This is a genomic window from Pantoea sp. ME81 (genome assembly GCF_903970985.1).
Classification (GTDB): Bacteria; Pseudomonadota; Gammaproteobacteria; order Enterobacterales; family Enterobacteriaceae; genus Pantoea; species Pantoea communis.
The window spans coordinates 1-23,668 of the sequence record NZ_CAJCKS010000074.1; the positions used below are offsets into that span (position 1 = coordinate 1).

Sequence of the window (23,668 nt, forward strand, 5' to 3'; positions counted from 1 at the left end):
ATCGATTTTCTGATTGTGATGGGAGGGCCACAAGATCCCTCCACCACACTAGCTGAATGCCCGCACTTTGATGCGAAAGGTGAACAGGCGTTGATTGTTTCGGCGGTTCAAACCGGTAAAGCCGTTATCGGTATTTGCCTGGGATCACAACTGATTGGTGAAGCGCTTGGCGCGCCGTTCGCACATAGCCCTGAAAAAGAGATTGGTAAATTCCCAATCACACTGACGGAAGAGGGTAGCAAGGATGAGATGTTCTCTCACTTTGCCAGCACGCTGGAAGTAGGGCACTGGCACAACGACATGCCGGGATTGACGGCAGAGGCAAAAATCATTGCTTATAGCCAAGGTTGCCCGCGCCAAATCGTTGCCTATTCCGATCGCGTTTATGGTTTCCAGTGTCATATGGAATTAACGCGGGAGGTCGTTGAAATGTTGATCGCGCATTCTGAGAATGACCTGAGCCGTGCAGCTGAATACCGCTTTGTTAACACGCCAGAAGAACTTCGTGCACACGACTACAGCGAGATGAATGAAGTGCTATTTGGCTTTTTAGATAAGTTAGAAGCTCGTTATAAATCAGCATAAGCACTGAATACGTCAGGCTAACTGTGCCTGGCATTCTTTCTGCTCTATTAATTAATAACGCTGCCCGGCGATTTTACGCGGGGCAGCGTTATTTCAGTCAGATATCAGCACTTCATTAGCGGCGAAGGAGTGCCATGGAATGGCACTCTGCTAAACGTCAGCGAAATTACAACTTCGGACCTGCCTGCGCAATACGCGCACCAGCCTCGTTATTACTGTACTGCTTGAAATTATTGATAAACAGCTGTGCCAGTTTCTCGGCCGCTTCCTGCCATTCTGCCGGTGATGCCCAACCGTTGCGCGGATCAAGAGTGTTTACATCGACGCCAGCAATCTCCTGCGGAATGGCGAGGCCAAAGATCGGCAGTGTTTCTTCACGCATTGCGCCAGTTTCCCCTTCGAGGATGGCGTTGACGATCTGGCGCGTATCTTTCAGCGACAAACGTTGGCCTGCACCGTTCCAGCCGGTATTCACCAGCCACACTTCAGCACCGCTTTGTGCAACTTTCTCCTGTAACACGTCCGCGTACTGCGTTGGGTGTAGCATCAGGAAAGCAGCGCCATAACAAGCTGAGAACGTCGGCGTCGGGGCGGTAATGCCGCGCTCGGTGCCCGCCAGCTTGGAGGTGAAGCCAGAAAGGAAGTGATACTGCATCTGCTCTGGCGTCAAACGTGAAACCGGAGGGAGCACGCCAAATCCGTCCGCAGCAAGGAAGATAATGCGTGAAGGGTGACCCGCGCGAGACACCGGCTGCACGATATTCTCGATGTGCGACAGTGGATAAGAGACGCGTGTGTTCTCGGTTTTGCTGCCATCGGCATAATCCACACTGCCATCTTCACGAACGACAACGTTTTCCAGCAACGCGTTACGGCGGATAGCACCATAAATTTCCGGTTCAGATTCCGCTTTCAGATTGATGGTCTTGGCATAGCAGCCGCCTTCAAAATTGAATACGCCGTCTGCATCCCAGCCGTGCTCATCATCACCAATGAGCTGGCGACGCGGATCGGTCGACAGTGTGGTTTTTCCGGTACCGGAGAGGCCAAAGAACAGCGCCACGTCGTCTTTTTCGCCACGGTTGGCTGAGCAGTGCATGGACGCGATACCTTTCAGCGGCAGCAGGTAGTTCATCACTGAGAACATCCCTTTTTTCATTTCGCCGCCGTACCAGGTCCCGCCAATCAGCTGGATATTCTCTGTCAGGTTGAAGGCAACAAAGTTCTCTGAGTTCAACCCTTGCTCCTGCCACTGCGGATTCACGCAACCGGCACCGTTAATCACCGTGAAGTCCGGGGTGAAGCTCGCCAGTTCTTCGGCGGTCGGTGCGATAAACATGTTTTTGACAAAGTGCGCCTGCCAGGCCACCTCAGTGACAAAACGCACGGCCAGACGGGTATCAGCGCTGGCACCACACCAGGCATCAACGATATACAGCGCTTTTTCAGATAAGTGATCGGCTACCAGCGATTTCAGGTGTGCCCACACTTCAGTCGACATCGGTTTGTTATCATTACGCCCCAGGCCAGCATCGGACCACCAAAGGGTATCTTGCGTCACATCGTCGCGAACGATGTACTTATCGCGTGGAGAACGGCCAGTGAACTCACCGGTATCAACCGTCACTGCACCAGACGTCGTCAAAATTCCGCGCGCCGGGCCTTCAAGATCGGCTGACGTTTCATGCTCGAACAGCAATTCGTAACTCGGGTTATAAACGATCTCGCTGACATCGTTGATGCCAAGGTTTGAGAGGTGTTGCATGACAGATTTAATTGCGCTCATAAAATACCCTGACTCATTGGATGATTGGCGAGGCGGCAAGGGCCGACCCGAGTAGGGGATGGATAGTAGCACTGGCTTTTTGATGCAGAAATTGCATATAAATCATTTGTCATGTAAAAATTGCATAGAAATGGGGGCTGTAATTGGAGCGAAGAAGTGCTAAGTAACCTCGAAGTGAAGTGGTTCTATGATGTGATTGCATTAGAAGAATGCCGCAGCTTTACGCTTGCGGCAGAGAGACGAAATATTTCGCAATCCTCGTTTAGCAGAAGGATCCAGGCACTCGAATCGAACCTGGGTTTCAGCGTCTTCAATCGTGATGTTAATCCTCCGCAGTTGACGCCACAGGGCAGAATATTTGTCGGCTATGCCAGAAATATGCTCGATGATATGGACTTCCAGATCAGCCGAATTAAGGGTGAAGATAAGCTAAAGCAAAGTATCCGTATCGATGCGGCGCCTTCGCTTTCTGTCCTGCTACTGCCCGATATACTGGCGGATTACCGTGACAGTCCGGATAAGGTGTTCTTTGTTGAATCGATTAACGTCAACGATGCAGTCTTTAATCTGAAAGAAGGGAAAAGTGATTTTATCCTGTCTTTTTATAATGAAGAGTTGATGAACTACCCGTTCATCAATCATAAAATTTTCGATTCCGCTCTGCACCTGGTCTCACCCTGTGATCAGCACGGCAAGCCGATATTCTCGATCAATGGCGACACACTGCCGCTGGTCAAGTATGCCAATGACAGCTACATGGGTCGTCAGGTCAATCAGGTGATTGATCGCATACCAAACACCACCTTTATCCTCACGTTTGTCTCTTCGATGAGTGAGTTGCTGAAGAGAATGATCCTGAAAGGCGATGCTGTAGGCTGGCTGCCAGATTACTCGATTCAGCGTGAGCTGGAGGAGAGAAGGCTGGCGATTATGGATCACAGCCTTTCGCTGAAGATTTCGGCTTATGTGTATCGTTCTGGCGCGCGTTTAAATCTGACGGCGGAACGCTTCTGGCGCTATGTGAAGGAGCGGAATATTGATGGTTGATGGTGGTATGGACTGAAAACAGGATGTTAAAGGCAGAATTAAGTCATTTTATTTATTGTGTCATTACCATTTCGATATTTTCCCATAACTCATTTAATCTTAAGCAAATTCCGGGATTTTCAATTAATGAAAACTCGGTAGCATCGGAAAACACATAAGGTGCTTCAAGTGTTGCACTCGGGCAACATGCTTCTGGCAGTAACGCGCCCATAACTTTCAATGTCTCTGTGAGTTGTGAATGTGCCAGATGAGCCCTGACAGACAGGTTAGGCATTGAGACAGGCTTATCAAGAAATTCGCCACTGCTAACAATCCAGTCAAGGGCGTTTTTTATTACTCCGGTGACACCGTGTGCATATTCCGGGCTGACCAATAACACCATGTCCGCCCTGGATAATGCATCTCTCCAGTGCTCAACTGCTGAATTCTGTGTATTTTCATCATCAACATTAAAAAGAGGGATTTTATCCAGAGAGTCATATATCTCAAACGTGACTCCCACTGGACTAAGCAGAGACATGGCCCGTAAAAAAACAGTGTTCAACGATGCAGCACGAAGACTGCCAGAAATGCCTAATACATACTTTCCATTACTCATCAAACTGCGCCTCTGAAATTTATTCTGTATAAGCCAGAACACTAAATGAGAAAATACTGCCTATTTCTTTAAAATCTTAACTTACTCTACGAGAGTCGATACCTGTCATCATCTGTTTCATCACGCAACGATACCAGCGCCGCTTCAACCTCAACTTTACTTAAAGGCATCTTCCCCGCATCGAAAGCAAGGTGAAATAGCATTTTTCCAGCAAGGAGACAAATTGGCCAAGGAAATAGCCGTCCCTTGCATACCCTATGATTTAAGATGCGTATGGCTTATTGAACAGTTGCCCACATTCGAACTATTGTCAGTGATATGCTTTTGAATGTCACTTAATACGCCCTGTTAAATCTTTAATTTTCATGCAGTTAACGATTAATTCGCATCTTCGTTTTGAATTTTAAGTTTCTCCAGTGATCCCACCAATAATGCGCACAACCCGTTTAGCTTCGGTCCCATCGGGATCTAAATCAGGATCATAAATAGTCACCGTAATGCCGCAGCAGCGGGTAGAGTTGAACAGCACCTGACAGATACTCACCAGGGTTTGCGAAGTCAACCCTGGTGTGCCGGGGCAGTCTACGGCGGCCATTTCGGCACTATCCAGTACATCCAGATCGAGATGAATCCAGTAGGGTATTTTAGGTAAGCGATTCAGTCGTTCGAATATTCTGTCAATGAGTTGCTGATTTGATAACTTCAGCGCGTCAAAAATAGTGATACGGCGTATATCAGTGTCGGCAATATCTGGCCATTCGTAATCGACAAGCTGCGATTCACGCTCACCCACTTGAACCACAGCGTGATCGGCAATGAGCGCTCCTTCAAAATCAGGCCATTGAGTGAGTAAAGCTTCCCCTCGACCCGTGACCAACGCCAGATCCATTCCGGCTGCTGCACCGGGTCGCCCGGCGTAAGGGCGTGCCCAGTTTCCAGGATGGCGGAAATCACTATGGCCATCAATATGTACCAGTGCCAGCGGTCCCAGTTGACGCCGACTGCCCAAAATGACACCCGGCAAAATAGCGCAATCACCCCCAACTACAATCGGTTTAAGGTTCAATCGGTGTGATGCTTCGACTTCGTCCGCCAATTGCAAATTAAGCCGTCTGAGCTTGTGACCATTTAGGATGTCGGTATCGGGTTCAGCCTCAGGGCTATAGGGAGGGCAAGGAACCGTCACAATCTCATAGTCTGAGAAGACATTCCTGAGCCCATGCTGCATCAGGATCTCAGGGGCACGGAATGTGCCTGGAATATGCCCTTCATACAATGGATTAAGGCCAAGATTGGACGGAACAAGAATGATTTTCTTCATCACTTCGCCTCGGGTTACACGGATTAGCTTAACTCTAGCTGACCTTGTTGAGAGACAGATGATTTGACACAGGTTGCAGTGGAAGAGTGCCCTGTCAGAATGGCTGGTGGCCTGGTTTGCGGAAAAGCGCTGGTAAAGTCGAATCCCAGGCGTAGTGATGAGGTTAAGCGGCTGCAGCGGCCTGAAGCCCGCTCAAGCCGTTTGCATCACCAGACCTCGAGCATTGCGGCGCAGGTAGTCAATTTTACGACTTCATCAATCGCTGCAGCGATGCCGCACTCTGCTCATCATCCGGTACATACACCAGCAGGCGGTCGCCGTTGCGTGAAGCAGACCACCAGTTATTCTGGCGCAGCGTCATTTCACCGACTTCCTCGCGGTAAAAACGCTTCAGCCGATTTTCCACCTTGCCCAGTTCGTAGCGTTGCCAGGTTTGGGCAAATTCATCCGAGCTATTCAGCAAACGAGCGAGAAAACTCTCCCAGTGTGGATCGCCAAGGTGTTCGCCCATCTGTCCACGAAACATCGCCACCATCTGCGGCATCACGTCTTCCCAGTCATTAATCGCTTTGCGCCAGCCGGGATGATTAAACGCCAGCCAGATGCAGTTGCGGTCCTCCACGGCGATCTCCGCAAGATCCACGCCCATCAATGCACACCAGGCGGCGTTATAGCCAAGAATATCGAAACGCGGTGTTTCGATAATCGCCGGTAACTGGATCGCGTCCAGCATCTGCTGATTATGTGCTGCGATTTTGCAGCAGGCAGCGGCCACCCGTACCGATGGCAACGAGTGTCCGGCAAGGGAAAACAGATGCTGCGTCTCGACATCGTTGCACTGCAATGCCGTGGCAATGGCCGTCAGCGTTTTGGGCGAGGCTTTGATATCGCGACCCTGTTCCAGCCACGTATACCAGGTCACGCCGACATCCGCTAACTGCGCTACTTCTTCACGGCGCAGACCGGGCGTGCGGCGGTGACGCATATGTGGCAAACCCAGACGGTTAGGATCGAGACTTTCGCGGCGCGTGCGTAAAAAAGTGCCCAGCAGTTTTCGATTGTTGTGTTCAGCGGTATCACTTACAGCAGGGTAAAGACCAGCTGCTGGGTGCATGGGCCGGTGAACTGTTGGCGGAAGAGCTGCGTCTGGCTCAGCAGGCGCTGAGTGAAATCACCGGTGAGTTCACCTCCGACGACCTGCTCGGCAGGATTTTCTCCAGCTTCTGTATTGGTAAGTAGTCTTTACCCTGTTTCCCCCATCACTGTTTGGTTGGGGGAAACATGCGTCTTTGTTATTTGGCACCCCCTCTCCTTTGCAGTATAACGATCGCTGGCCCGTGCTAAAGCGTATCGGCCTCACCCACGATTCATGCTAAACATTAGGCGCAAGTTGCTGCCTGAACAGGAGAGAAACATGAGTACACCGCTCGACAGCGTGGCGCTGAACGCGCTGTTCAATGACGCTCGCACCCACAGCTACTGGCAGGACAAACCGATTTCTCACGATGTGCTGCAGCAACTCTATAGCCTGACCGCGCTCGGCCCGACTTCAGCCAACTGTTCACCAGGACGGTTCGTGTTTGTCACTTCGCAGGAAGGCAAAGAGAAGCTGAAACCTGCGCTCTCCTCCGGCAACGTGGACAAAACCATGGCAGCACCGGCAACGGTGATCGTGGCGTGGGATCCTGAGTTCTATGAAGCGCTGCCCAAACTCTTCCCGCACGGTGATGCGCGTAGCTGGTTCACCAGCAGCCCAGATTTGGCTAAAGAGACGGCTTTCCGCAATAGCAGCCTGCAGGCAGGGTATTTAATTCTGGCGGCGCGTTCGCTGGGGCTGGATGCCGGCCCGATGTCCGGTTTTGACCCGTCAAAAGTCAATGAGGCCTTCTTTAGCGAAAGCAAATGGCAGGTGAACTTACTGATTAATCTGGGCTATGGCGAAGCCAGCAAACTGCATGCGCGTTTACCGCGTCTCGGCTTTGATGAAGCCTGCAAATTTGCCTGATTGATTCCAGGCGTCGGGCATTGCGCGACGCCTGTCACTCACATTAACCCAGCGAGTGAAAACCGCTGTTGAAATAGACCATCGGCACCGCCGCTTCACCTGGCAGTGAAATGCCAACGATGCGCGCCAGCAGCACGCTGTGCGTATTCCACTCCACCACTTTCTCCAGCTGGCAGTCAAAACTCACCAATGCATCAGTCAGCACCGGTGCACCGGTATTCAGCGTTTGCCACTCACCGCTCTGGAAGCGTTCTGCGCGACGTGCAGACTGACTGAACTGCGCGCATAAATCGTCATGCTGTTCACGCAAGACGTTCACAGCGAAATGGCCAGCATTCACAAATGCGTCGTGGCTGGATGCACTACGGTTAACACACACCAGCAAGCTTGGCGGCTCGGCAGCCAGTGAGCTAACAGAAGTCGCAATCAGCCCCAGCTTTTCGCCCTGAAACTCAGTGGTCACTAAAGAAACGCCTGCGGTCAGGCGGCGCATACCATGACGAAATTCATCAAGTGAGATTGATTCCTGGCGAGTAAGTGAAGTTACTGACATAAAAAAACTCCGACGTGCATGCTGCTGCGATGGGCACGATTATCTTGAGGTGGATTGTTCACGCACTTAGATGTGCTTTTGGTTGCCCAAATCCTACACTACCTCAGACTTTACGGCACCCTATCCGCGCAAAATCAGCAAAAGCGTTATATGCAAATTCAACTGATGGGATTAGCCGCCGCTTCGGTCTTATCTGATTTTTGGTCATTCCATGTTATGCCGGATGCAAACCTCTGAGAAAATTCCTACAATAGCGCTGATGATTATCTGACCATTTTCACGGAGCGACAGATGGCTAGTCATTTTGTACGTTGGATGGGTAACTCGCCGCTCTCTTCAGAGCTGTTTCGGGTTCCACAGGATGTGATTAACAGCGCCGAGCGCTTCCCTGACAAGCGCCGTAGCCGTTTTCTCGCCGCACGCGAATTGCTGGCTCAGCTGATGCTGCGTGTCTATGGCATTCGTGAACTCCCGCCGCTTGTGACCACCAGCAGCGGACGACCTTGCTTTGCCGATCCTAACCTCCCTGACTTTAGTATTGCGTACGCCGGTAATATGGTCGGTGTGCTGCTGGCGGAAGAAGGCGGACGTGCGGGGTTGGATATGGAGATTGTCCGCGCCCACAGCCGTCAGACGCAGGACACGCTCACGCAGGATCTCTCATCGGGTGAGAAAGCGTGGATCAACGCGCAGCAGGATTTTATGGAAGCGGTGACGCAAATCTGGACGCTGCGCCAGAGCATCCTCAAATTAACCGGTGAAAGTGAGAACGGTGCCGGTTCGCTGCAGTTGCACCCTGCTGCCGGCCGTCTGCGCTCCAGCGTGTTTCCGGATATTCAGGCGGTCTGTGATGCCGAGCCGATGCTGGTGTGGTCGTGCGCGCTCTCTCCGGGCACTGAGCGCTTATGCCTGTGGGAGATTGATGCACAGCAGCAATGGCAGCCATTGCGCGACGTTGAAATGAGCAAACCGAATATTGGCCCGCGCTCGCTGCGTCTGACCAGCCTCACTCCCACACCCCAGGAAATCGGACATCTCTAACAAAACAGGCCGCAATCGCGGCCTGTTGCTTTTAGTGCGCGTCGATAAACGCGATTTTTAGCACAAACAGCAGGGCAACAATCACCACGCACGGGCTGATTTCACGCCAGCGTCCTGTGCCAAGCTTCATCACACAGTACGAGATGAAGCCCAGCGCGATACCTTCGGTGATCGAGAAGCTGAATGGCATCATCGCCGCCGTGACAAACGCCGGGACCGCTTCGGTGAGATCGTCCCAGCGCACGCGTGACAGTGACGCCGTCATCAAGACTCCCACATAGATCAGCGCACCTGCTGCCGCATAAGAAGGCACCATCGCGGCCAGGGGTGACAGGAACATCACCAGCAGGAACAGAATCCCGGTGATGACCGCCATCAAGCCGGTACGGCCACCAATCGCCACGCCGGAAGAGCTTTCGATATACGCCGTCACTGAAGAGGTGCCGATGAGCGAACCGGTCACCGAGCTGATGCTATCAACATACAGCGCCTGCTTCATACGCGGGAAAGTGCCCTTTTCATCGGTCAATCCGGCCTTATCGGTGACACCGATCAGCGTGCCGGAAGAGTCGAACAGGTTGACCAGCATAAAGGAGAAGATCACTCCCGCCATGCCGATGTTGAACGCCCCTTTAATATCGACCTGACCCACCACCGATGTCACTGCCGGCGGCGCGGCAAACACGCCGCTGAATTTCACATCGCCAATGGCTAAGCCAATCGCCGTAGTGACCACAATCGATACCAGCACCGCCGCGTGGATATTGCGTGAGGCCAGAATCGCGATAATGAAGAAGCCCAGCGCCCCCAGCAGTACGCTATGCGAGGTCAGGTTCCCGACCGTCACAATGGTGTCGGCATTCGGCACGATGATACCGGCGTTTTTCAGGCCCATCATGGCGATAAACAGGCCGATACCGGCGGTGATGCCGACACGCAGGCTCATCGGGATGTTAGCAATCATCCAGTAGCGCACACGCAGCAGCGTGAGGATCAGCAGACCCAGTGCGCCCCAGAAGATCGCGCCCATACCAACCTGCCATGAGTAACCCATCGCGCCGACCACCACAAACGCGAAGAAGGCGTTCAGCCCCATCGCCGGTGCCAGCGCGACCGGCAAGTTCGCCACCATCCCCATCAGGATGCTACCAAAGGCCGCTATCAAACAGGTGGTGACAAACACCGCCTGAGTATCCATGCCTGCGGCGCCCAGAATTTGCGGGTTTACAAAGACGATATACACCATCGTCAGGAAAGTCGTGAAACCGGCGATCACTTCGGTGCGCGCGGTTGTGCCGTGTTCCTGCAGCTTAAAGATGCGCTGCAACAAGCCCTGATTGTTCATTCAACTGTCCCGGAAAAAAATTTATCGCCGCGTATCCTATAGATTTTAGCGCAGCAAAACACTGATTATTCGCAAACGGTTGCCGGGGTCGCTTTCTACGCTCAGTGCGCTAGAGTGTCAGCTGGCTGTTTAATAAAAGGATGATGTGCGATGTCAGTTGAATGTGTGTTTTTCGATTGCGACGGTACGCTGGTCGACAGTGAAGTGATCTGTACGCAATCCTACGTCAACACCTTTGCCCAATACGGTATTGAGCTCTCTTTGCAGCAGATGTTTGAGCAGTACAAAGGGGTAAAGCTCTATGACATCGTGCGGGATGTACTGGCGCAGCATCAGAAAGAGGTGCCGTTAGACGAGTTCGAAACGGCGTATCGCGCGGATGTGGCCCGCCTGTTTGACCTCGACCTGAAGCCGATTGCCGGTGCCAAAGCGCTGGTGGAAAGCGTGAAAGTGCCGATGTGCGTGGTCTCGAACGGGACAGTGAAGAAGATGCAGCACTCGCTGGGTTTAACCGGCATGCTGCCCTACCTCGAAGGTCGGCTGTACAGCGGTTATGACATTAACCACTGGAAGCCCGATCCCGAGTTGATGTATCACGCGGCGGAGCAAATGCAGGTGCCGATTGAGAAGTGCATTCTGGTGGATGATTCAGAAGCCGGTGCGCGTGCGGGGATCGCGGCGGGCATTCCGGTATTTTACTACTGCGCTGATGCGCACAATCCGGAGTTGGATCATCCGCTGGTGACGCGCTTTGATGATATGACGCAACTGCCCGCACTGTGGCGCGCACGGGGTTGGGATTTGGTGTAAACCCAGGGCGGCATGAATGTCGCCCCTGCAGAAACCGGCGCACGATGTCCGGGCAATGCAGGATGCAAATCGACTGACCCCAAAAGTGTTACCTCTGTGGTCGGTCTGATCTGTTACCTCTGTGCCCGGTGGAACCTGGTGCTGCCTCTACAGAGGCCGATGTGCGATTTTGATCTGTTCGCAGATCTAATAGGGTGTGCATTTATGCGCACCAGGTAACCTAAACGCCTTAGCCAATCGCGCCCAGTGAATCCTCGTTGCTCTGCTTCTTCGGCAGCAGGAACAGGGTGGCAACAATATCCAGCAGGTAAATCAGCGCCAGCAGCGTGATCGCCGCGGTAAACGAGATTTGCGCCGCCAGCAGACCAATCACCAGTGGACCAAAGCCGCCAACACCGCGTCCGAGGTTAAACAGTACGTTCTGCGCAGTGGCACGCGCCTGCGGTGGGAAGGTGTCGGAGATCAGCGCACCGTAGCCGCCAATCATGCCATTCACAAACATCCCCATGATCGCACCAGTGAACAACATCACAGTAGGATCGCGCAGCTGCGCATACACCACCACCATGGCGACCGCGCCAAACTGGTACAGCAGGAAAATCTTCCAGCGCGCGAAGCGATCGGCCAATACACCAAACAGCCAGATGCCAAAGGTCATGCCCACCACGGTCACCGCCGTCCACAAGCCGGATTTGGTCAGGCTAAAACCAAAGCTGGATGAGAGGTAACTTGGCATCCAGATCATCAGACCGTAATAACCAAAGTTCTGCACTGAGCAGAGGATGAAAATCCCGAGACTGGCTTTGCTGGTGGCGCGATCGGCAAACAGCAATTTGATGCGCGCGGCGAATGACAGCTGTGGCGTCTTCTCAACATGGCGTGTGAAACCCTCCGGCTCCCCCATACTGCGACGAATCACGAAGGACACCAGCGCGGGCAGTAAACCCACCAGGAACATGCCGCGCCAGCCGATCACACTCAGTAGCGGCGGAGTAATAAACGCCGCCAGCAGCACACCGAGCTGCCAGCCGATGCCGACCCATGCCGAGGCGCGATTACGCTTCTCCTTCGGCCAGGCTTCCGCAATCAGCGCCATGCCAATACCAAACTCACCGCCTAAGCCCACGCCCGCCAGCGTGCGATAGGCCAACAGATCCCAGTAGCCCTGCGCCACCGCGCACAGCCCGGTGAAGATTGAGAACATCAGGATCGTCACGGTAAGAATACGGATACGACCATAGCGATCGCTGAGATGACCAAACACAATGCCACCGATCACCGCGCCGATCAGCGTCCAGGTGACCAGCGAACCGGCCTGAGAGGGATCGAGCGCCAGCGAGACGCTGATCGCCGGTAACATAAAGCCCAGAATTAACAGATCGAAGCCGTCCATCGCATAGCCACTAATGGCAGCAACCATCGCTTTTGCCGGCGTCACGGCGTTTTTTTTCGTTATTGGGGAAGACATTTAACAGCACCTGGCAGAAAAAAGTGCGCCAAGTATAAAGAGAGGGAATCGCGGAAACCAATCAGAAATGAAGATGGCTGCCTGTTTGCCACAGTGGCAACAGGCAGCCGAAACGGCAATTAAGAGGGTTTATTGCTGCCGTCGTCACCTGACAGCAGTTCATCCAGCTTGTCGCCGCCAACGTGACGGAAATCCTGACCTTTAACGAAATAGAAGATAATTTCGCAGATGTTCTGGCAACGGTCACCGATACGCTCGATAGCGCGGGCACAGAACAGCGCCGTCAATACACTTGGGATGGTGCGTGGATCTTCCATCATGTAGGTCATCAGCTGACGCACAATGCCTTCGTACTCTTTGTCGACCTTCTTATCTTCACGATAGATCTTAATGGCTTCATTCAGATCCATACGCGCGAAGGCATCCAGCACGTCATGCAGCATCTGCACGGTGTGGCGACCCAGAGACTCCAGGCTCACCAGCAGAGGCAGGTGCTGCTGGCTGAACTTCTCCAGCGCCGTGCGGCTGATTTTCTCAGCGACGTCACCGATACGTTCCAGCTCAGAGATGGTCTTGATGATTGCCATCACCAGACGCAAGTCGCTGGCGGTAGGTTGACGTTTGGCGATGATGCGCACGCAGGCTTCATCAATCTCCACTTCCATCATGTTGACCTTCTGATCACCGTCGATGACGCGACGTGCCAGCTCGCCATCCTGGTTGTGCATCGCGGTAATGGCATCGGTAAGCTGCTGCTCAACCATGCCACCCATGATCATCACCTGGGTGCGAATGTGTTCCAGCTCCGCGTTGAACTGACCGGAGATGTGTTTGTTCAGATTCAAATTGTCCATGTGCGTCTCCTGAATCAGCCGTAACGACCGGTGATGTAATCTTCGGTCTGCTTCTGCGCGGGCTTGGTAAACAGTGTATCGGTGTCGCTGAATTCGATCAGCTCGCCCAGATACATGAAAGCGGTATGGTCAGAACAACGCGCGGCCTGCTGCATGTTGTGCGTCACGATCACCACGGTGTAATCCTGCTTCAGCTCGGTGATCAGCTCTTCAATACGACCGGTAGAGATCGGGTCGAGGGCTGAGCATGGCTCATCCAGCAACAGCACTTCCGGGCGAATCGCGATACCGCGTGCGATGCACAGACGCTGCTGCTGACCGCCGGAGAGACTGTAACCGCTCTGATGCAGCTTGTCTTTGGTTTCATTCCACAGCGCGGCTTTGGTCAGCGCCCACTGCACACGCTCGTCCATATCGGCACGTGACAGCTTTTCAAACAGACGCACGCCAAACGCGATGTTGTCATAAATTGACATCGGGAACGGCGTTGGCTTCTGGAACACCATGCCAACGCGTGCGCGCAGCAGGGCGATATCCTGATGGGAAGCCAGAATATTGTCGCCATCCAGCAGAATGTCACCTTCAGCACGCTGCTCAGGGTAGAGCGAGTACATTTTGTTGAAGGTGCGCAGCAGGGTGGATTTACCACAACCTGATGGTCCGATGAAGGCGGTGACCTGGTTCTTCGCGATATCCAGGTTAATGTTCTTCAGAGCGTGAAACTTTCCGTAATAGAAGTTCAGATTGCGAACCTGAATTTTACCGGCAGAAGTCGTTGCCATACTCATTGCTCATCTCTCATGTGCAGCGCCGCCGAAGCCGCGCCGGGAAATTAATGTTTGCCCTTGGCGAAAACCACTCGCGCGACAATGTTCAGCAGCAGCACGCACAGGGTAATGATCAACACACCCGCCCATGCCAGGCTTTGCCACTCGGCAAATGGGCTCATGGCGAATTTGAAAATCGTCACCGGCAGGTTCGCGATCGGCTGCATCATGTCGGTACTCCAGAACTGGTTCGACAGCGCAGTAAACAGCAGCGGTGCGGTTTCGCCCGCGATACGTGCCACGGCAAGCAGGACACCGGTAATAATGCCGGAGACTGAAGCTTTCAGCGTAATGGCCGAAATCATCTTCCACTTCGGCGTACCCAGTGCATAAGCCGCTTCACGCATGCTGTCTGGTACCAGACGCAGCATGTTTTCTGAGGTACGAATCACGATAGGAATCTGCAACAGCGCCAGCGCCACCACACCCGCCCAGCCAGAGAAGTGCTGCATCTGTGCCACCACGATGGTATAGACGAACAGGCCCACCACAATCGACGGTGCTGACAACAGGATGTCGTTGATGAAGCGAATCACTTCCGCCAGCCAGTGCTTACGGCCATATTCGGCAAGATAAATACCGGCCATGATGCCCAGCGGTGTACCGAACACCGTTGACCACAGAATGAGTAACCCACTGCCCGCCAGGGCGTTGGCTAAACCACCGCCTGCGGTGTTCGGTGGCGGGGTTGATTCAGTGAACAGTGACCAGCTCAGACCATCAATGCCTTTGGTGACGGTAGTGAACAGAATCCACACCAGCCAGAACAGGCCAAAGGCCATGGTCAGCATCGACAGCGTCAGTGCCACTTTATTTTTAGCGCTGCGACGTGCCTGCATTTTACGGCGCGAGGCTTCCAGCTCAGCACGAGCATGCATTTCGATAGCGGTCATGAACGGGCTCCTTCACTCTTCGCCAGGCGCAGGATCATCAGTTTGGAGATGGCCAGTACGATAAAGGTAATCACGAACAGAATCAGACCCAGTTCCATCAATGCCGCCACATGCACACCGGATTCAGCTTCAGCGAATTCGTTCGCCAGCGCGGAGGTGATACTGTTGCCCGGCATAAACAGCGAGGCGCTGTCGAGCTGGTAGGTGTTACCGATGATGAAGGTCACCGCCATGGTTTCACCCAGTGCACGACCCAGGCCCAGCATCACACCACCGATTACACCGTTTTTGGTGAACGGCAGCACGATACGCCAGATCACTTCCCACGTGGTGCAACCAATACCGTAGGCGGACTCTTTCATCATCACTGGCGTCTGCTCAAACACATCACGCATGACCGATGCAATGTACGGAATGATCATGATGGCGAGGATCACGCCAGCGGCCAGAATACCGATACCGAATGCCGGGCCTGAGAACAGGGCACCCACAATGGGAATGTTCGACATGATGTTGCCGATCGGTGTCTGGAAGTACTCAGCAAACAGCGGGGCGAAGATAAACAGGCCCCACATGCCGTAAACGATACTCGGGATCGCTGCCAGCAACTCAATTGCGGTACCCAGCGGGCGACGCAACCAGTTAGGTGCCAGTTCCGTCAGGAATAGCGCAATGCCAAAGCTCACCGGCACAGCGATGATTAAGGCAATGATGGAGGTGACGAGGGTGCCGTAGATCGGTACCAGCGCACCAAATTGTTCGTTTGGCGCATCCCAGGTTTTGGTCCATAAGAAGGAAAAACCAAATTTTTGGATGCTTGGCCAGGAAGAGAAAATCAGGGAGACGATAATGCCACCCATCAACAACAACACGATAAGCGCGGAAAGTTTCACCAGCGCGCCGAAAATCATGTCACCTTGTTTACCTGGGGCTTTGAACGTCGGCTTAGTGGCAGCCATAAGTTTCTCGGTTCTCAGAGGAAGTTCAGGGCGGCATACCATGCCGCCCATCGGGTTGGTCAGTCAGGGGAGACTGACCGGGTCATTCGCTTACTTGTAAATCGCTTTGCCTGAGCTGTCTTTGATGTTCGCTTTCCAGGCAGTACGAATCTGGTTAGCAACGCTTTCTGGCAGCGCAGCGTAATCCAGTGCGGTTGCAGTTTTGCTGCCGCCTTTATAAGCCCAGTCGAAGAACTTCATTACTTCTGCACCTTTAGCCGCATCAGCCTGCTCTTTGTAGATCAGGATGAAGGTGGTAGAAGAGATTGGCCATGCATCGGCACCTTTCTGGAAGGTCAGGTCTTGAGCGAAAGATTTGCTCCAGTCTGCGCCTTTAGCAGAGTTTGAGAAGCTGGTTTCGCTTGGCGTTACTGGCTTGCCATCTGCATCCATCAGCTTGGTATAGGTCAGGTTGTTCTGCTTAGCGTAAGCGTACTCAACGTAGCCGATTGAACCCGGCAGACGCTGTACGAAGGCTGCAACGCCGTCGTTACCTTTACCGCCCAGACCGGTTGGCCAGTTAACGGTGTTGCCTTTACCAATTTTGCTGTTCCAGTCTGCGTTGACTTTAGACAAGTAGCTGGTGAACACGAAAGAGGTACCTGAACCATCTGCGCGGCGAACCACGTTGATGTTGGTGTCTGGCAGTTTCACGCCTGGGTTCAGTTTAGTGATCGCCGGGTCGTTCCACTTTTTGATGTTACCCAGGTAGATATCGCCAACGGTTTTGCCGTCCAGCGTCAGTTCACCTGATTTAATACCTGGGATGTTAACGGCCAGTACCACGCCACCGATTACGGTAGGGAACTGGAACAGACCATTTTTATCCAGATCGGCATCACTTAACGGCGCATCAGACGCACCGAAATCGACGGTTTTAGCGATGATTTGCTTAACGCCGCCTGAAGAACCAATACCCTGATAGTTGATTTTGCTACCGGTGGCTTGCTGATACTCTGCTGCCCACTTGGCATAAACCGGTGCCGGGAATGTACCGCCAGCGCCAGTCAGGTCGGTGGCTGCAAAAGCAGATACCGCGCTTACTGCGAAGGTGGCGGCGAGGATTCGGGCTACGGATGTACGCATCAGTGTCATGTTCCCTCCAGGGGATTTAAAAAAAATCAGGCTCAATGCCATTTTAGTTGGAGTCAGTGATTGCTGCTGGAGGGAAAATAGGACAGTTTGATGACAGTGAAATGTACGAAATATGACAGTTATATGACACCGTTTAAAAAGCAAGCGGACCCGTTGCAGGCCCGCCCTTTTTATAGATTATTCAACAGTAACCGATTTTGCCAGGTTACGGGGCTGGTCAACGTCGGTGCCTTTAATCAGCGCAACATGATACGAAAGCAGCTGCAACGGCACGGTATAGAAGATCGGTGCTATCACCTCTTCGACGTGTGGCAGTGAGATGATTTTCATGCCCTCGCTGTCGGTGAAACCCGCATCCTGATCGGCAAATACATACAGCAAACCGCCGCGCGCGCGCACCTCTTCAATGTTCGATTTCAGCTTCTCCAGCAGCTCGTTATTCGGCGCAACGACGATCACCGGCATATCGGCATCAATCAGCGCCAGCGGGCCGTGTTTCAGCTCTCCGGCGGCGTAGGCTTCTGCGTGAATATAGGAGATCTCTTTCAGCTTCAGCGCGCCTTCCATCGCGATCGGATACTGATCGCCACGGCCCAGGAACAACGCATGATGCTTGTCAGAGAAACCTTCAGCCAGGCTTTCAATCACTTTATCCTGCGCCAACATCTGCTCAATGCGGCTTGGCAATGCCTGCAGCGCATGCACAATTTCGTGCTCGGTTTCTGGCTTCATGCCATGCAGACGACCCAGTTTTGCCACCAGCATCAGCAACACCGCCAACTGCGTGGTGAAGGCTTTCGTTGAGGCCACACCAATTTCGGTGCCGGCTTTGGTCATCAGCGCCAGATCGGATTCACGCACCAGCGAAGAGCCGGCAACGTTACAGATGGCCAGCGAACCGAGATAACCCAGCTCTTTAGACAAGCGAAGCGCGGCCAGCGTATCGGCGGTTTCACCCGATTGCGACAGGGTGATCAGCAGACTGTTTTTACGCACAGCGGATTTGCGATAGCGGAATTCGGAGGCGATTTCCACATCGCAAGGAATGTTGGCCAGCGACTCAAACCAGTAGCGCGACACCATCCCGGAGTTATACGAGGTACCGCAGGCGATAATCTGGATGTGCTCAACCTTACTCAGCAAGGCTTCGGCATTGGCACCCAGTTCGCTGAGATCGATCTGCCCATGATTAAAACGACCAGTGATGGTGTTTTTAATCGCGTTCGGCTGCTCATAGATCTCTTTCTGCATGTAGTGACGATAGGCACCTTTATCACCAGCATCGTACTGCGCCGTGGATTCGATTTCCGCGCGTTTGGCTGGCTTGCCATCACGATCGATGATGGTGACTTCACGGCGCGTAATCTCGGCGATATCGCCCTCTTCCAGGTACATAAAGCGGCGGGTCACCGGCAGCAGCGCCAGTTGGTCAGAAGCAATGAAGTTTTCACCCACGCCACGGCCAATCACCAGCGGGCTACCTGAACGCGCAGCCACCAACACGGATGGATCGCGGCTGTCCATGATCACCATGCCATAAGCACCGCGCAGTTGCGGGATCACGCGCAGTACCACTTCACGCAATGTGCCGCCCTGCTTCTGCTCCCAGTGCACCAGATGCGCCACCACTTCGGTGTCCGTTTCTGAGGCAAACTGGTAACCGCGTTCGATCATCTGCGCACGCAATGGCTCATGGTTCTCAATGATGCCGTTATGCACAATGATAATGTGCTCAGAGACATGCGGATGCGCATTGGCTTCTGATGGCTCACCGTGGGTTGCCCAACGCGTATGAGCAATACCAGTGCCACCAATCAGTGGCTGCTGCTCTGCGGCTTCGGCCAGATTAGCCACTTTGCCAAGACGACGCAGACGCGTCATATGTCCCTGGCGATCGACAACGGCCAGACCCGCTGAGTCATAACCGCGATACTCAAGACGACGCAGACCTTCCAGCAGAATTTCTGCGATGTCACGCTGCGCTACTGCACCAACAATTCCACACATAATAGTTTCCTGACTTCATGGCTTTCGGCCATTGCGTTGTCTTCTGACCTGATTATTCCCCGAGCCTTGTAGAGAGTGGGGGATCTACCCTTCATACATCAAATTTCAGGTGCGTTGGCTACGCGCATTCACCTCAGTCACTGACTTCAGTCAGCTCCTGAGGACTCGCGCTTGCCGCCTTTCTGAAACTCGAATGAGTTCGGGTAGTTTTTTTCACGGGCCGATCTTTGCCGACCCTTAAAATTTATTTTTTCTTAACCGGACGCTGCCAGCCAGACTTCTGATTCTGTTCTTTGCGGTTGTAGACCAAATCGGCGGCGGTGACATCTTTCATTACCGTGGTACCTGCAGCGATGGTCGCGCCAGCCGCGACGGTGACCGGGGCCACCAACTGAGTATCGGAGCCGACAAATACGTTGTCGCCGATAATGGTTTTCGATTTATTCGCGCCATCGTAGTTACAGGTGATGGTACCTGCACCGATATTCACGCCCGCACCAATTTCGGCATCGCCAAGATAGGAAAGATGGCCGGCTTTAGAACCTTTGCCCAGCGTGGCTTTTTTCATCTCAACGAAATTACCCACGTGCGCCTCTTCCGCCAACTCGCTGCCAGGACGCAAACGTGCGAATGGCCCAACGGTGCAGGCAGCGGCTAAAGTGGCATCTTCGAGGACTGAATAAGGGCTGATTTCACAATCATCACCAATAACGCTGTTTTTGATGATGCACCCAGCGCCAATTTTGACGCGGTCGCCCAATGTCACGGTGCCTTCAATGATAACGTTGGTATCGATCTCGACATCACGCCCATGTTGCAGCGAACCGCGCAGGTCGAAACGCGCAGGATCGCGCAGCATGACGCCCGCCAGCAGCAATTGTTCTGCCTGCTCGCTCTGATAGGCACGCTCCAGCGTGGCCAGTTGCAGGCGGTTATTCACACCATCGGTCTCACTGATACGCGCAGGATGTACCGCGTTGATCACGCGACCTTCGTGATGCGCCATGGCGATGATATCGGTGATATAAAACTCGCCTTGAGCATTGTTATTGTTGAGCTGCGCCAGCCAGCGTTTGAGGTCGCCGCCGTTGGCAATCAGGATGCCGGTGTTAATTTCCTGAATCTTAAGCTGTTCTGCTGAGGCATCTTTCTGCTCAATGATGCCGATCACCGTGCCGTTTTCACGCACGATGCGACCATAGCCGGTAGGGTTGTCTAACACCACGGTGAGCAAACCGATTCCACCTTCAGGTTTCGCTTCACGCAAACGCTGTAAAGTGGCTTGCGAGATCAGCGGTACGTCGCCGTACAGCATCAGGATGTCTTCGTCATCGGCAAAGAAAGGTGCTGCCTGCTGCATTGCATGGCCGGTACCCAGCTGTTCAGCCTGCAGTACCCAGTTCAGGGTGTTGTGGGCCAGTTTATCTTGCAGCAGATCGCCGCCGTGACCGTACACCAGATGCACCTGCTGGGCACCCAGACCGGTCGCGGCATCGATCACATGCTGAACCATCGGTTTGCCTGCCAGGGTGTGCAGTACTTTGGGCAGATCGGAATACATACGGGTGCCTTTGCCAGCGGCTAAAATCACCACACTCATTGCGCTTGTAGACATAACTATCCTGACTCAATTTATCTTTCGAAAGTGTAAGGTTTACCCCTGAGATTACTACATTTTTCTCGGACCGAAATTAGCGGATAAAGATGAAAGGCTGATTGGAGATAAAACCAGTGCCGGCCTGGGCATCACGCGATGCATTTTGCCGATGAAATCGGGCTGAGCAAGACAACATCGCCCTCCCCCAAAGCAGGATGATTTATCGCGCGCAAAAAAAATGCCAACCCAATGGGCTGGCATTTCGTGACGCATAAAGCCTGATTACATCGCTTTCTTGGTCAGCTCGATTACACGCAGTTTCGCGATAGCTTTCGCCAGTTCCGCAGAGGCCTGAGCATAGTCCACATCACCGTGGCTGCTGTTCATGTGCTCTTCTGCTTTACGTTTCGCTTCCAGCGCGCGCGCTTCGTCGAGGTCTTCACCGCGAATCGCGGTGTCGGCCAGAACGGTCGTGCTGCCCGGCTGTACTTCCAGCACGCCGCCAGAGAGGTAGATATACTCCTCTTCGCCGTGCTGTTTCACGATGCGAATCATACCAGGCTTGATGGCTGTCAGCAGCGGGGCGTGGCCAGGGTAAATACCCAGCTCACCTTCGCTACCTGACACCTGGATGCGCTCAACCAGACCGGAGAACATTTGTTGCTCCGCGCTGACAACGTCCAGATGATAAGTCATAGCCATACTATTCCTCCTGGGAAACCGTTATTACAGTTTCTTCGCTTTTTCTACAGCTTCTTCGATAGCGCCGACCATGTAGAACGCCTGCTCTGGCAGGTGGTCGAATTCGCCTTCCATGATGCCTTTGAAGCCACGAATCGTGTCTTTCAGGGTCACGTACTTACCTGGAGAACCGGTGAAGACTTCAGCAACGAAGAACGGCTGAGACAGGAAGCGCTGAATCTTACGCGCACGTGCCACCAACAGTTTGTCTTCTTCAGACAGCTCGTCCATACCGAGGATGGCGATGATGTCTTTCAGTTCCTGGTAACGCTGCAGCAGAGACTGCACGCCACGCGCAACGTCGTAGTGCTCCTGACCCACGATCAGTGGATCCAGCTGACGGCTGGTTGAATCCAGCGGGTCAACGGCTGGGTAGATACCCAGAGAGGCGATCTGACGGCTCAGCGTAACGGTTGAGTCTAAGTGAGCAAAGGTGGTTGCTGGTGATGGGTCAGTCAAGTCATCCGCAGGAACGTAAACGGCCTGTACAGAGGTGATTGAACCCGTCTTAGTGGAGGTAATACGCTCCTGCAACACACCCATCTCTTCTGCCAGCGTTGGCTGGTAGCCTACCGCAGATGGCATACGACCCAGCAGTGCTGATACTTCAGTACCGGCCAGGGTGTAACGGTAGATGTTGTCGATGAACAGCAGAACGTCACGGCCTTCATCACGGAATTTCTCCGCCATGGTCAGACCGGTCAGTGCTACGCGCAGACGGTTACCCGGCGGCTCGTTCATCTGGCCATACACCAGCGCTACTTTATCGATAACGTTGGAGTCAGTCATTTCGTGGTAGAAGTCGTTACCCTCACGAGTACGTTCACCCACACCAGCAAATACCGAGTAACCTGAGTGCTCAGCCGCGATGTTACGGATCAGCTCCATCATGTTTACGGTTTTACCTACACCCGCACCACCGAACAGACCGACTTTACCGCCCTTAGCGAACGGACACATCAGGTCGATAACCTTGATGCCGGTTTCCAGCAGCTCTTGCGAGTTAGACTGATCTTCATAAGAAGGCGCAGCACGGTGAATAGAGGAAACCTCTACGGTGGTGCCGTCGTCATTCTGCAGGTCGCCTTTCATGTCGATTGGTTCGCCCAATACGTTCATGATACGGCCGAGGGTTGCTTTACCAACCGGTACCTGGATCGGTTTTTTCAGGTCGGTAACTTGAAGACCGCGCTTCAGGCCGTCAGAAGTACCCATGGCGATGGTACGAACCACGCCACCACCCAGCTGCTGCTGAACTTCCAGCACCAGACGAGCGTCACCATTTTGAACCTCAAGCGCGCTATATACCTGCGGTACCGCGTCCTGAGGGAATTCGACGTCAACTACGGCGCCGATAATCTGGACAATCTTTCCAGCTGCCATCTTGAATCCTCTACCTAATACGAGAATATCCGGCCGCGCTCGCGCGACAGGATATATGCCTGGTTAAACCGCGGAGGCTCCCGAGACGATCTCGGTAAGTTCCTGGGTGATGCTGGCCTGACGAGCTTTGTTGTAAACCAACTGCAGCTCTTTGATCAGGTTTCCGCCGTTATCGGTTGCAGCTTTCATTGCCACCATACGTGCAGCCTGCTCACTGGCCAGGTTTTCCACCACACCCTGATAAACCTGCGATTCGACATAACGGCGCAGCAGGGTATCCAGCAGCGCTTTCGGATCGGGTTCGTACAGGTAATCCCAGGTCTTCGCCTTCATCTCTTCTTCACCTTCCGCTGGCGGTAACGGCAGCAGTTGGGTAATGGTCGGAGTCTGAGACATGGTGTTATTAAACTTGTTGCTGACGATATACAGCTTGTCGATGCGGCCTTCATCATAGGCCTGCAACATCACTTTTACCGGGCCGATAAGATCAGACAGTGCAGGCTTGTCGCCCATACCAGTGACCTGTGCCACGATGTTGCCACCGACAGAGCCGAAGAATGAATTGCCTTTAGAACCAATAACGGCCAGATCGCTCTGTACACCTTTATCAGCCCAGCCCTTCATATCTGCCAGCAATTTTTTGAACAGGTTAATGTTCAAACCACCACAAAGCCCGCGGTCAGTCGAAACGACCAGGTAGCCGACGCGCTTAAC

General features: G+C 53.3%; 22 protein-coding genes and 1 pseudogene. 6 read left to right on the forward strand and 17 right to left on the reverse strand.

What is annotated here, in order from left to right:
- Positions 1-585 (forward strand): glutamine amidotransferase (locus H7A81_RS14670; RefSeq protein ID WP_182057886.1); only part of this gene is annotated, 585 nt, incomplete at its 5' end.
- Between the two features lie 166 nt (positions 586-751).
- On the opposite strand, the gene pckA is transcribed toward H7A81_RS14670, so the two are convergent.
- Positions 752-2,371, reverse strand: coding sequence for a phosphoenolpyruvate carboxykinase (ATP) (pckA, locus tag H7A81_RS14675; protein WP_182057887.1), 1,620 nt, complete (start codon positions 2,369-2,371; stop codon positions 752-754).
- Positions 2,372-2,527: 156 nt separating this feature from the next.
- On the opposite strand from pckA, the gene H7A81_RS14680 reads away from it, so the two are divergent.
- Complete coding sequence (locus H7A81_RS14680; protein WP_182057888.1) at positions 2,528-3,418, forward strand: LysR family transcriptional regulator; 891 nt, start codon at positions 2,528-2,530, stop codon at positions 3,416-3,418.
- A 52-nt stretch (positions 3,419-3,470) separates the two neighbouring features.
- On the opposite strand, the gene H7A81_RS14685 is transcribed toward H7A81_RS14680, so the two are convergent.
- The 3 genes from H7A81_RS14685 to H7A81_RS14695 all read right to left on the reverse strand — a co-directional run bounded on the left by H7A81_RS14685 (position 3,471) and on the right by H7A81_RS14695 (position 6,451).
- The gene (locus H7A81_RS14685) at positions 3,471-4,016 is read right to left on the reverse strand and encodes an NADPH-dependent FMN reductase (protein WP_182057889.1); all 546 of its coding nucleotides are present in this window, start codon (positions 4,014-4,016) and stop codon (positions 3,471-3,473) included.
- A gap of 403 nt (positions 4,017-4,419) precedes the next feature.
- Positions 4,420-5,337, reverse strand: a complete 918-nt coding sequence (locus H7A81_RS14690; RefSeq protein ID WP_182057890.1) for an arginase family protein — start codon at positions 5,335-5,337, stop codon at positions 4,420-4,422.
- Between the two features lie 244 nt (positions 5,338-5,581).
- Complete coding sequence (locus H7A81_RS14695; RefSeq protein WP_182057891.1) at positions 5,582-6,451, reverse strand: helix-turn-helix transcriptional regulator; 870 nt, start codon at positions 6,449-6,451, stop codon at positions 5,582-5,584.
- Between H7A81_RS14695 and trmE the strand changes: the two are divergent.
- Both trmE and H7A81_RS14705 read left to right on the forward strand, forming a co-directional pair.
- Positions 6,415-6,576 (forward strand): annotated as a pseudogene (gene trmE / locus H7A81_RS14700) (tRNA uridine-5-carboxymethylaminomethyl(34) synthesis GTPase MnmE); the annotation flags it as partial. The gene H7A81_RS14695 and the pseudogene trmE sit on opposite strands and share 37 nt — an antisense overlap.
- Positions 6,577-6,751: 175 nt before the next feature.
- Complete coding sequence (locus H7A81_RS14705; RefSeq protein WP_058961702.1) at positions 6,752-7,342, forward strand: malonic semialdehyde reductase; 591 nt, start codon at positions 6,752-6,754, stop codon at positions 7,340-7,342.
- 43 nt (positions 7,343-7,385) lie between these two features.
- Here the strand turns inward: H7A81_RS14705 and H7A81_RS14710 are convergent, their stop codons facing one another.
- Positions 7,386-7,895 carry a flavin reductase family protein gene (locus H7A81_RS14710; RefSeq protein ID WP_182057892.1) on the reverse strand — a complete coding sequence of 170 codons (510 nt, stop codon included), beginning with the start codon at positions 7,893-7,895 and terminating at the stop codon, positions 7,386-7,388.
- Between the two features lie 291 nt (positions 7,896-8,186).
- Between H7A81_RS14710 and H7A81_RS14715 the strand changes: the two genes are divergently transcribed.
- Positions 8,187-8,936: a 4'-phosphopantetheinyl transferase superfamily protein gene (locus H7A81_RS14715; RefSeq protein WP_034830018.1), complete on the forward strand. Its 750-nt coding sequence runs from the start codon at positions 8,187-8,189 to the stop codon at positions 8,934-8,936.
- 31 nt (positions 8,937-8,967) lie between these two features.
- Here the strand turns inward: H7A81_RS14715 and H7A81_RS14720 are convergent, their stop codons facing one another.
- Positions 8,968-10,281 carry an NCS2 family permease gene (locus tag H7A81_RS14720; protein ID WP_182057893.1) on the reverse strand — a complete coding sequence of 438 codons (1,314 nt, stop codon included), beginning with the start codon at positions 10,279-10,281 and terminating at the stop codon, positions 8,968-8,970.
- A 150-nt stretch (positions 10,282-10,431) separates the two neighbouring features.
- Here H7A81_RS14720 and yieH point away from each other — a divergent pair, with 150 nt between their 5' ends.
- Complete coding sequence (gene yieH, locus H7A81_RS14725) at positions 10,432-11,091, forward strand: 6-phosphogluconate phosphatase (protein WP_160833305.1); 660 nt, start codon at positions 10,432-10,434, stop codon at positions 11,089-11,091.
- A gap of 229 nt (positions 11,092-11,320) precedes the next feature.
- Here the strand turns inward: yieH and H7A81_RS14730 are convergent, their stop codons facing one another.
- The 11 genes from H7A81_RS14730 to atpG form a co-directional block, all read right to left on the reverse strand.
- On the reverse strand, positions 11,321-12,559 hold the full coding sequence (locus H7A81_RS14730) for an MFS transporter (RefSeq protein ID WP_045815084.1): 1,239 nt from the start codon (positions 12,557-12,559) through the stop codon (positions 11,321-11,323).
- A 119-nt stretch (positions 12,560-12,678) separates the two neighbouring features.
- Positions 12,679-13,413, reverse strand: a complete 735-nt coding sequence (gene phoU / locus H7A81_RS14735; protein ID WP_038643963.1) for a phosphate signaling complex protein PhoU — start codon at positions 13,411-13,413, stop codon at positions 12,679-12,681.
- Positions 13,414-13,427: 14 nt separating this feature from the next.
- Positions 13,428-14,201, reverse strand: coding sequence for a phosphate ABC transporter ATP-binding protein PstB (pstB, locus tag H7A81_RS14740; protein ID WP_034830029.1), 774 nt, complete (start codon positions 14,199-14,201; stop codon positions 13,428-13,430).
- A gap of 44 nt (positions 14,202-14,245) precedes the next feature.
- Positions 14,246-15,133: a phosphate ABC transporter permease PstA gene (pstA, locus tag H7A81_RS14745; RefSeq protein ID WP_034830030.1), complete on the reverse strand. Its 888-nt coding sequence runs from the start codon at positions 15,131-15,133 to the stop codon at positions 14,246-14,248.
- Positions 15,130-16,092, reverse strand: a complete 963-nt coding sequence (pstC, locus tag H7A81_RS14750; RefSeq protein WP_182057894.1) for a phosphate ABC transporter permease PstC — start codon at positions 16,090-16,092, stop codon at positions 15,130-15,132. The genes pstA and pstC overlap by 4 nt, the downstream gene beginning before the upstream one ends.
- 90 nt (positions 16,093-16,182) lie before the next feature.
- On the reverse strand, positions 16,183-17,226 hold the full coding sequence (gene pstS, locus H7A81_RS14755) for a phosphate ABC transporter substrate-binding protein PstS (RefSeq protein ID WP_166933366.1): 1,044 nt from the start codon (positions 17,224-17,226) through the stop codon (positions 16,183-16,185).
- Positions 17,227-17,403: 177 nt separating this feature from the next.
- Positions 17,404-19,233, reverse strand: a complete 1,830-nt coding sequence (gene glmS, locus H7A81_RS14760) for a glutamine--fructose-6-phosphate transaminase (isomerizing) (protein WP_058961697.1) — start codon at positions 19,231-19,233, stop codon at positions 17,404-17,406.
- Positions 19,234-19,477: 244 nt separating this feature from the next.
- On the reverse strand, positions 19,478-20,848 hold the full coding sequence (gene glmU / locus H7A81_RS14765) for a bifunctional UDP-N-acetylglucosamine diphosphorylase/glucosamine-1-phosphate N-acetyltransferase GlmU (protein ID WP_182057895.1): 1,371 nt from the start codon (positions 20,846-20,848) through the stop codon (positions 19,478-19,480).
- A 264-nt stretch (positions 20,849-21,112) separates the two neighbouring features.
- Positions 21,113-21,532, reverse strand: coding sequence for a F0F1 ATP synthase subunit epsilon (locus H7A81_RS14770; protein WP_034830038.1), 420 nt, complete (start codon positions 21,530-21,532; stop codon positions 21,113-21,115).
- A 24-nt stretch (positions 21,533-21,556) separates the two neighbouring features.
- Positions 21,557-22,954 carry a F0F1 ATP synthase subunit beta gene (gene atpD, locus H7A81_RS14775; RefSeq protein WP_034830039.1) on the reverse strand — a complete coding sequence of 466 codons (1,398 nt, stop codon included), beginning with the start codon at positions 22,952-22,954 and terminating at the stop codon, positions 21,557-21,559.
- Between the two features lie 63 nt (positions 22,955-23,017).
- The coding region (gene atpG, locus H7A81_RS14780; protein WP_182057896.1) for an ATP synthase F1 subunit gamma at positions 23,018-23,668 on the reverse strand (651 nt) is incomplete at its 5' end.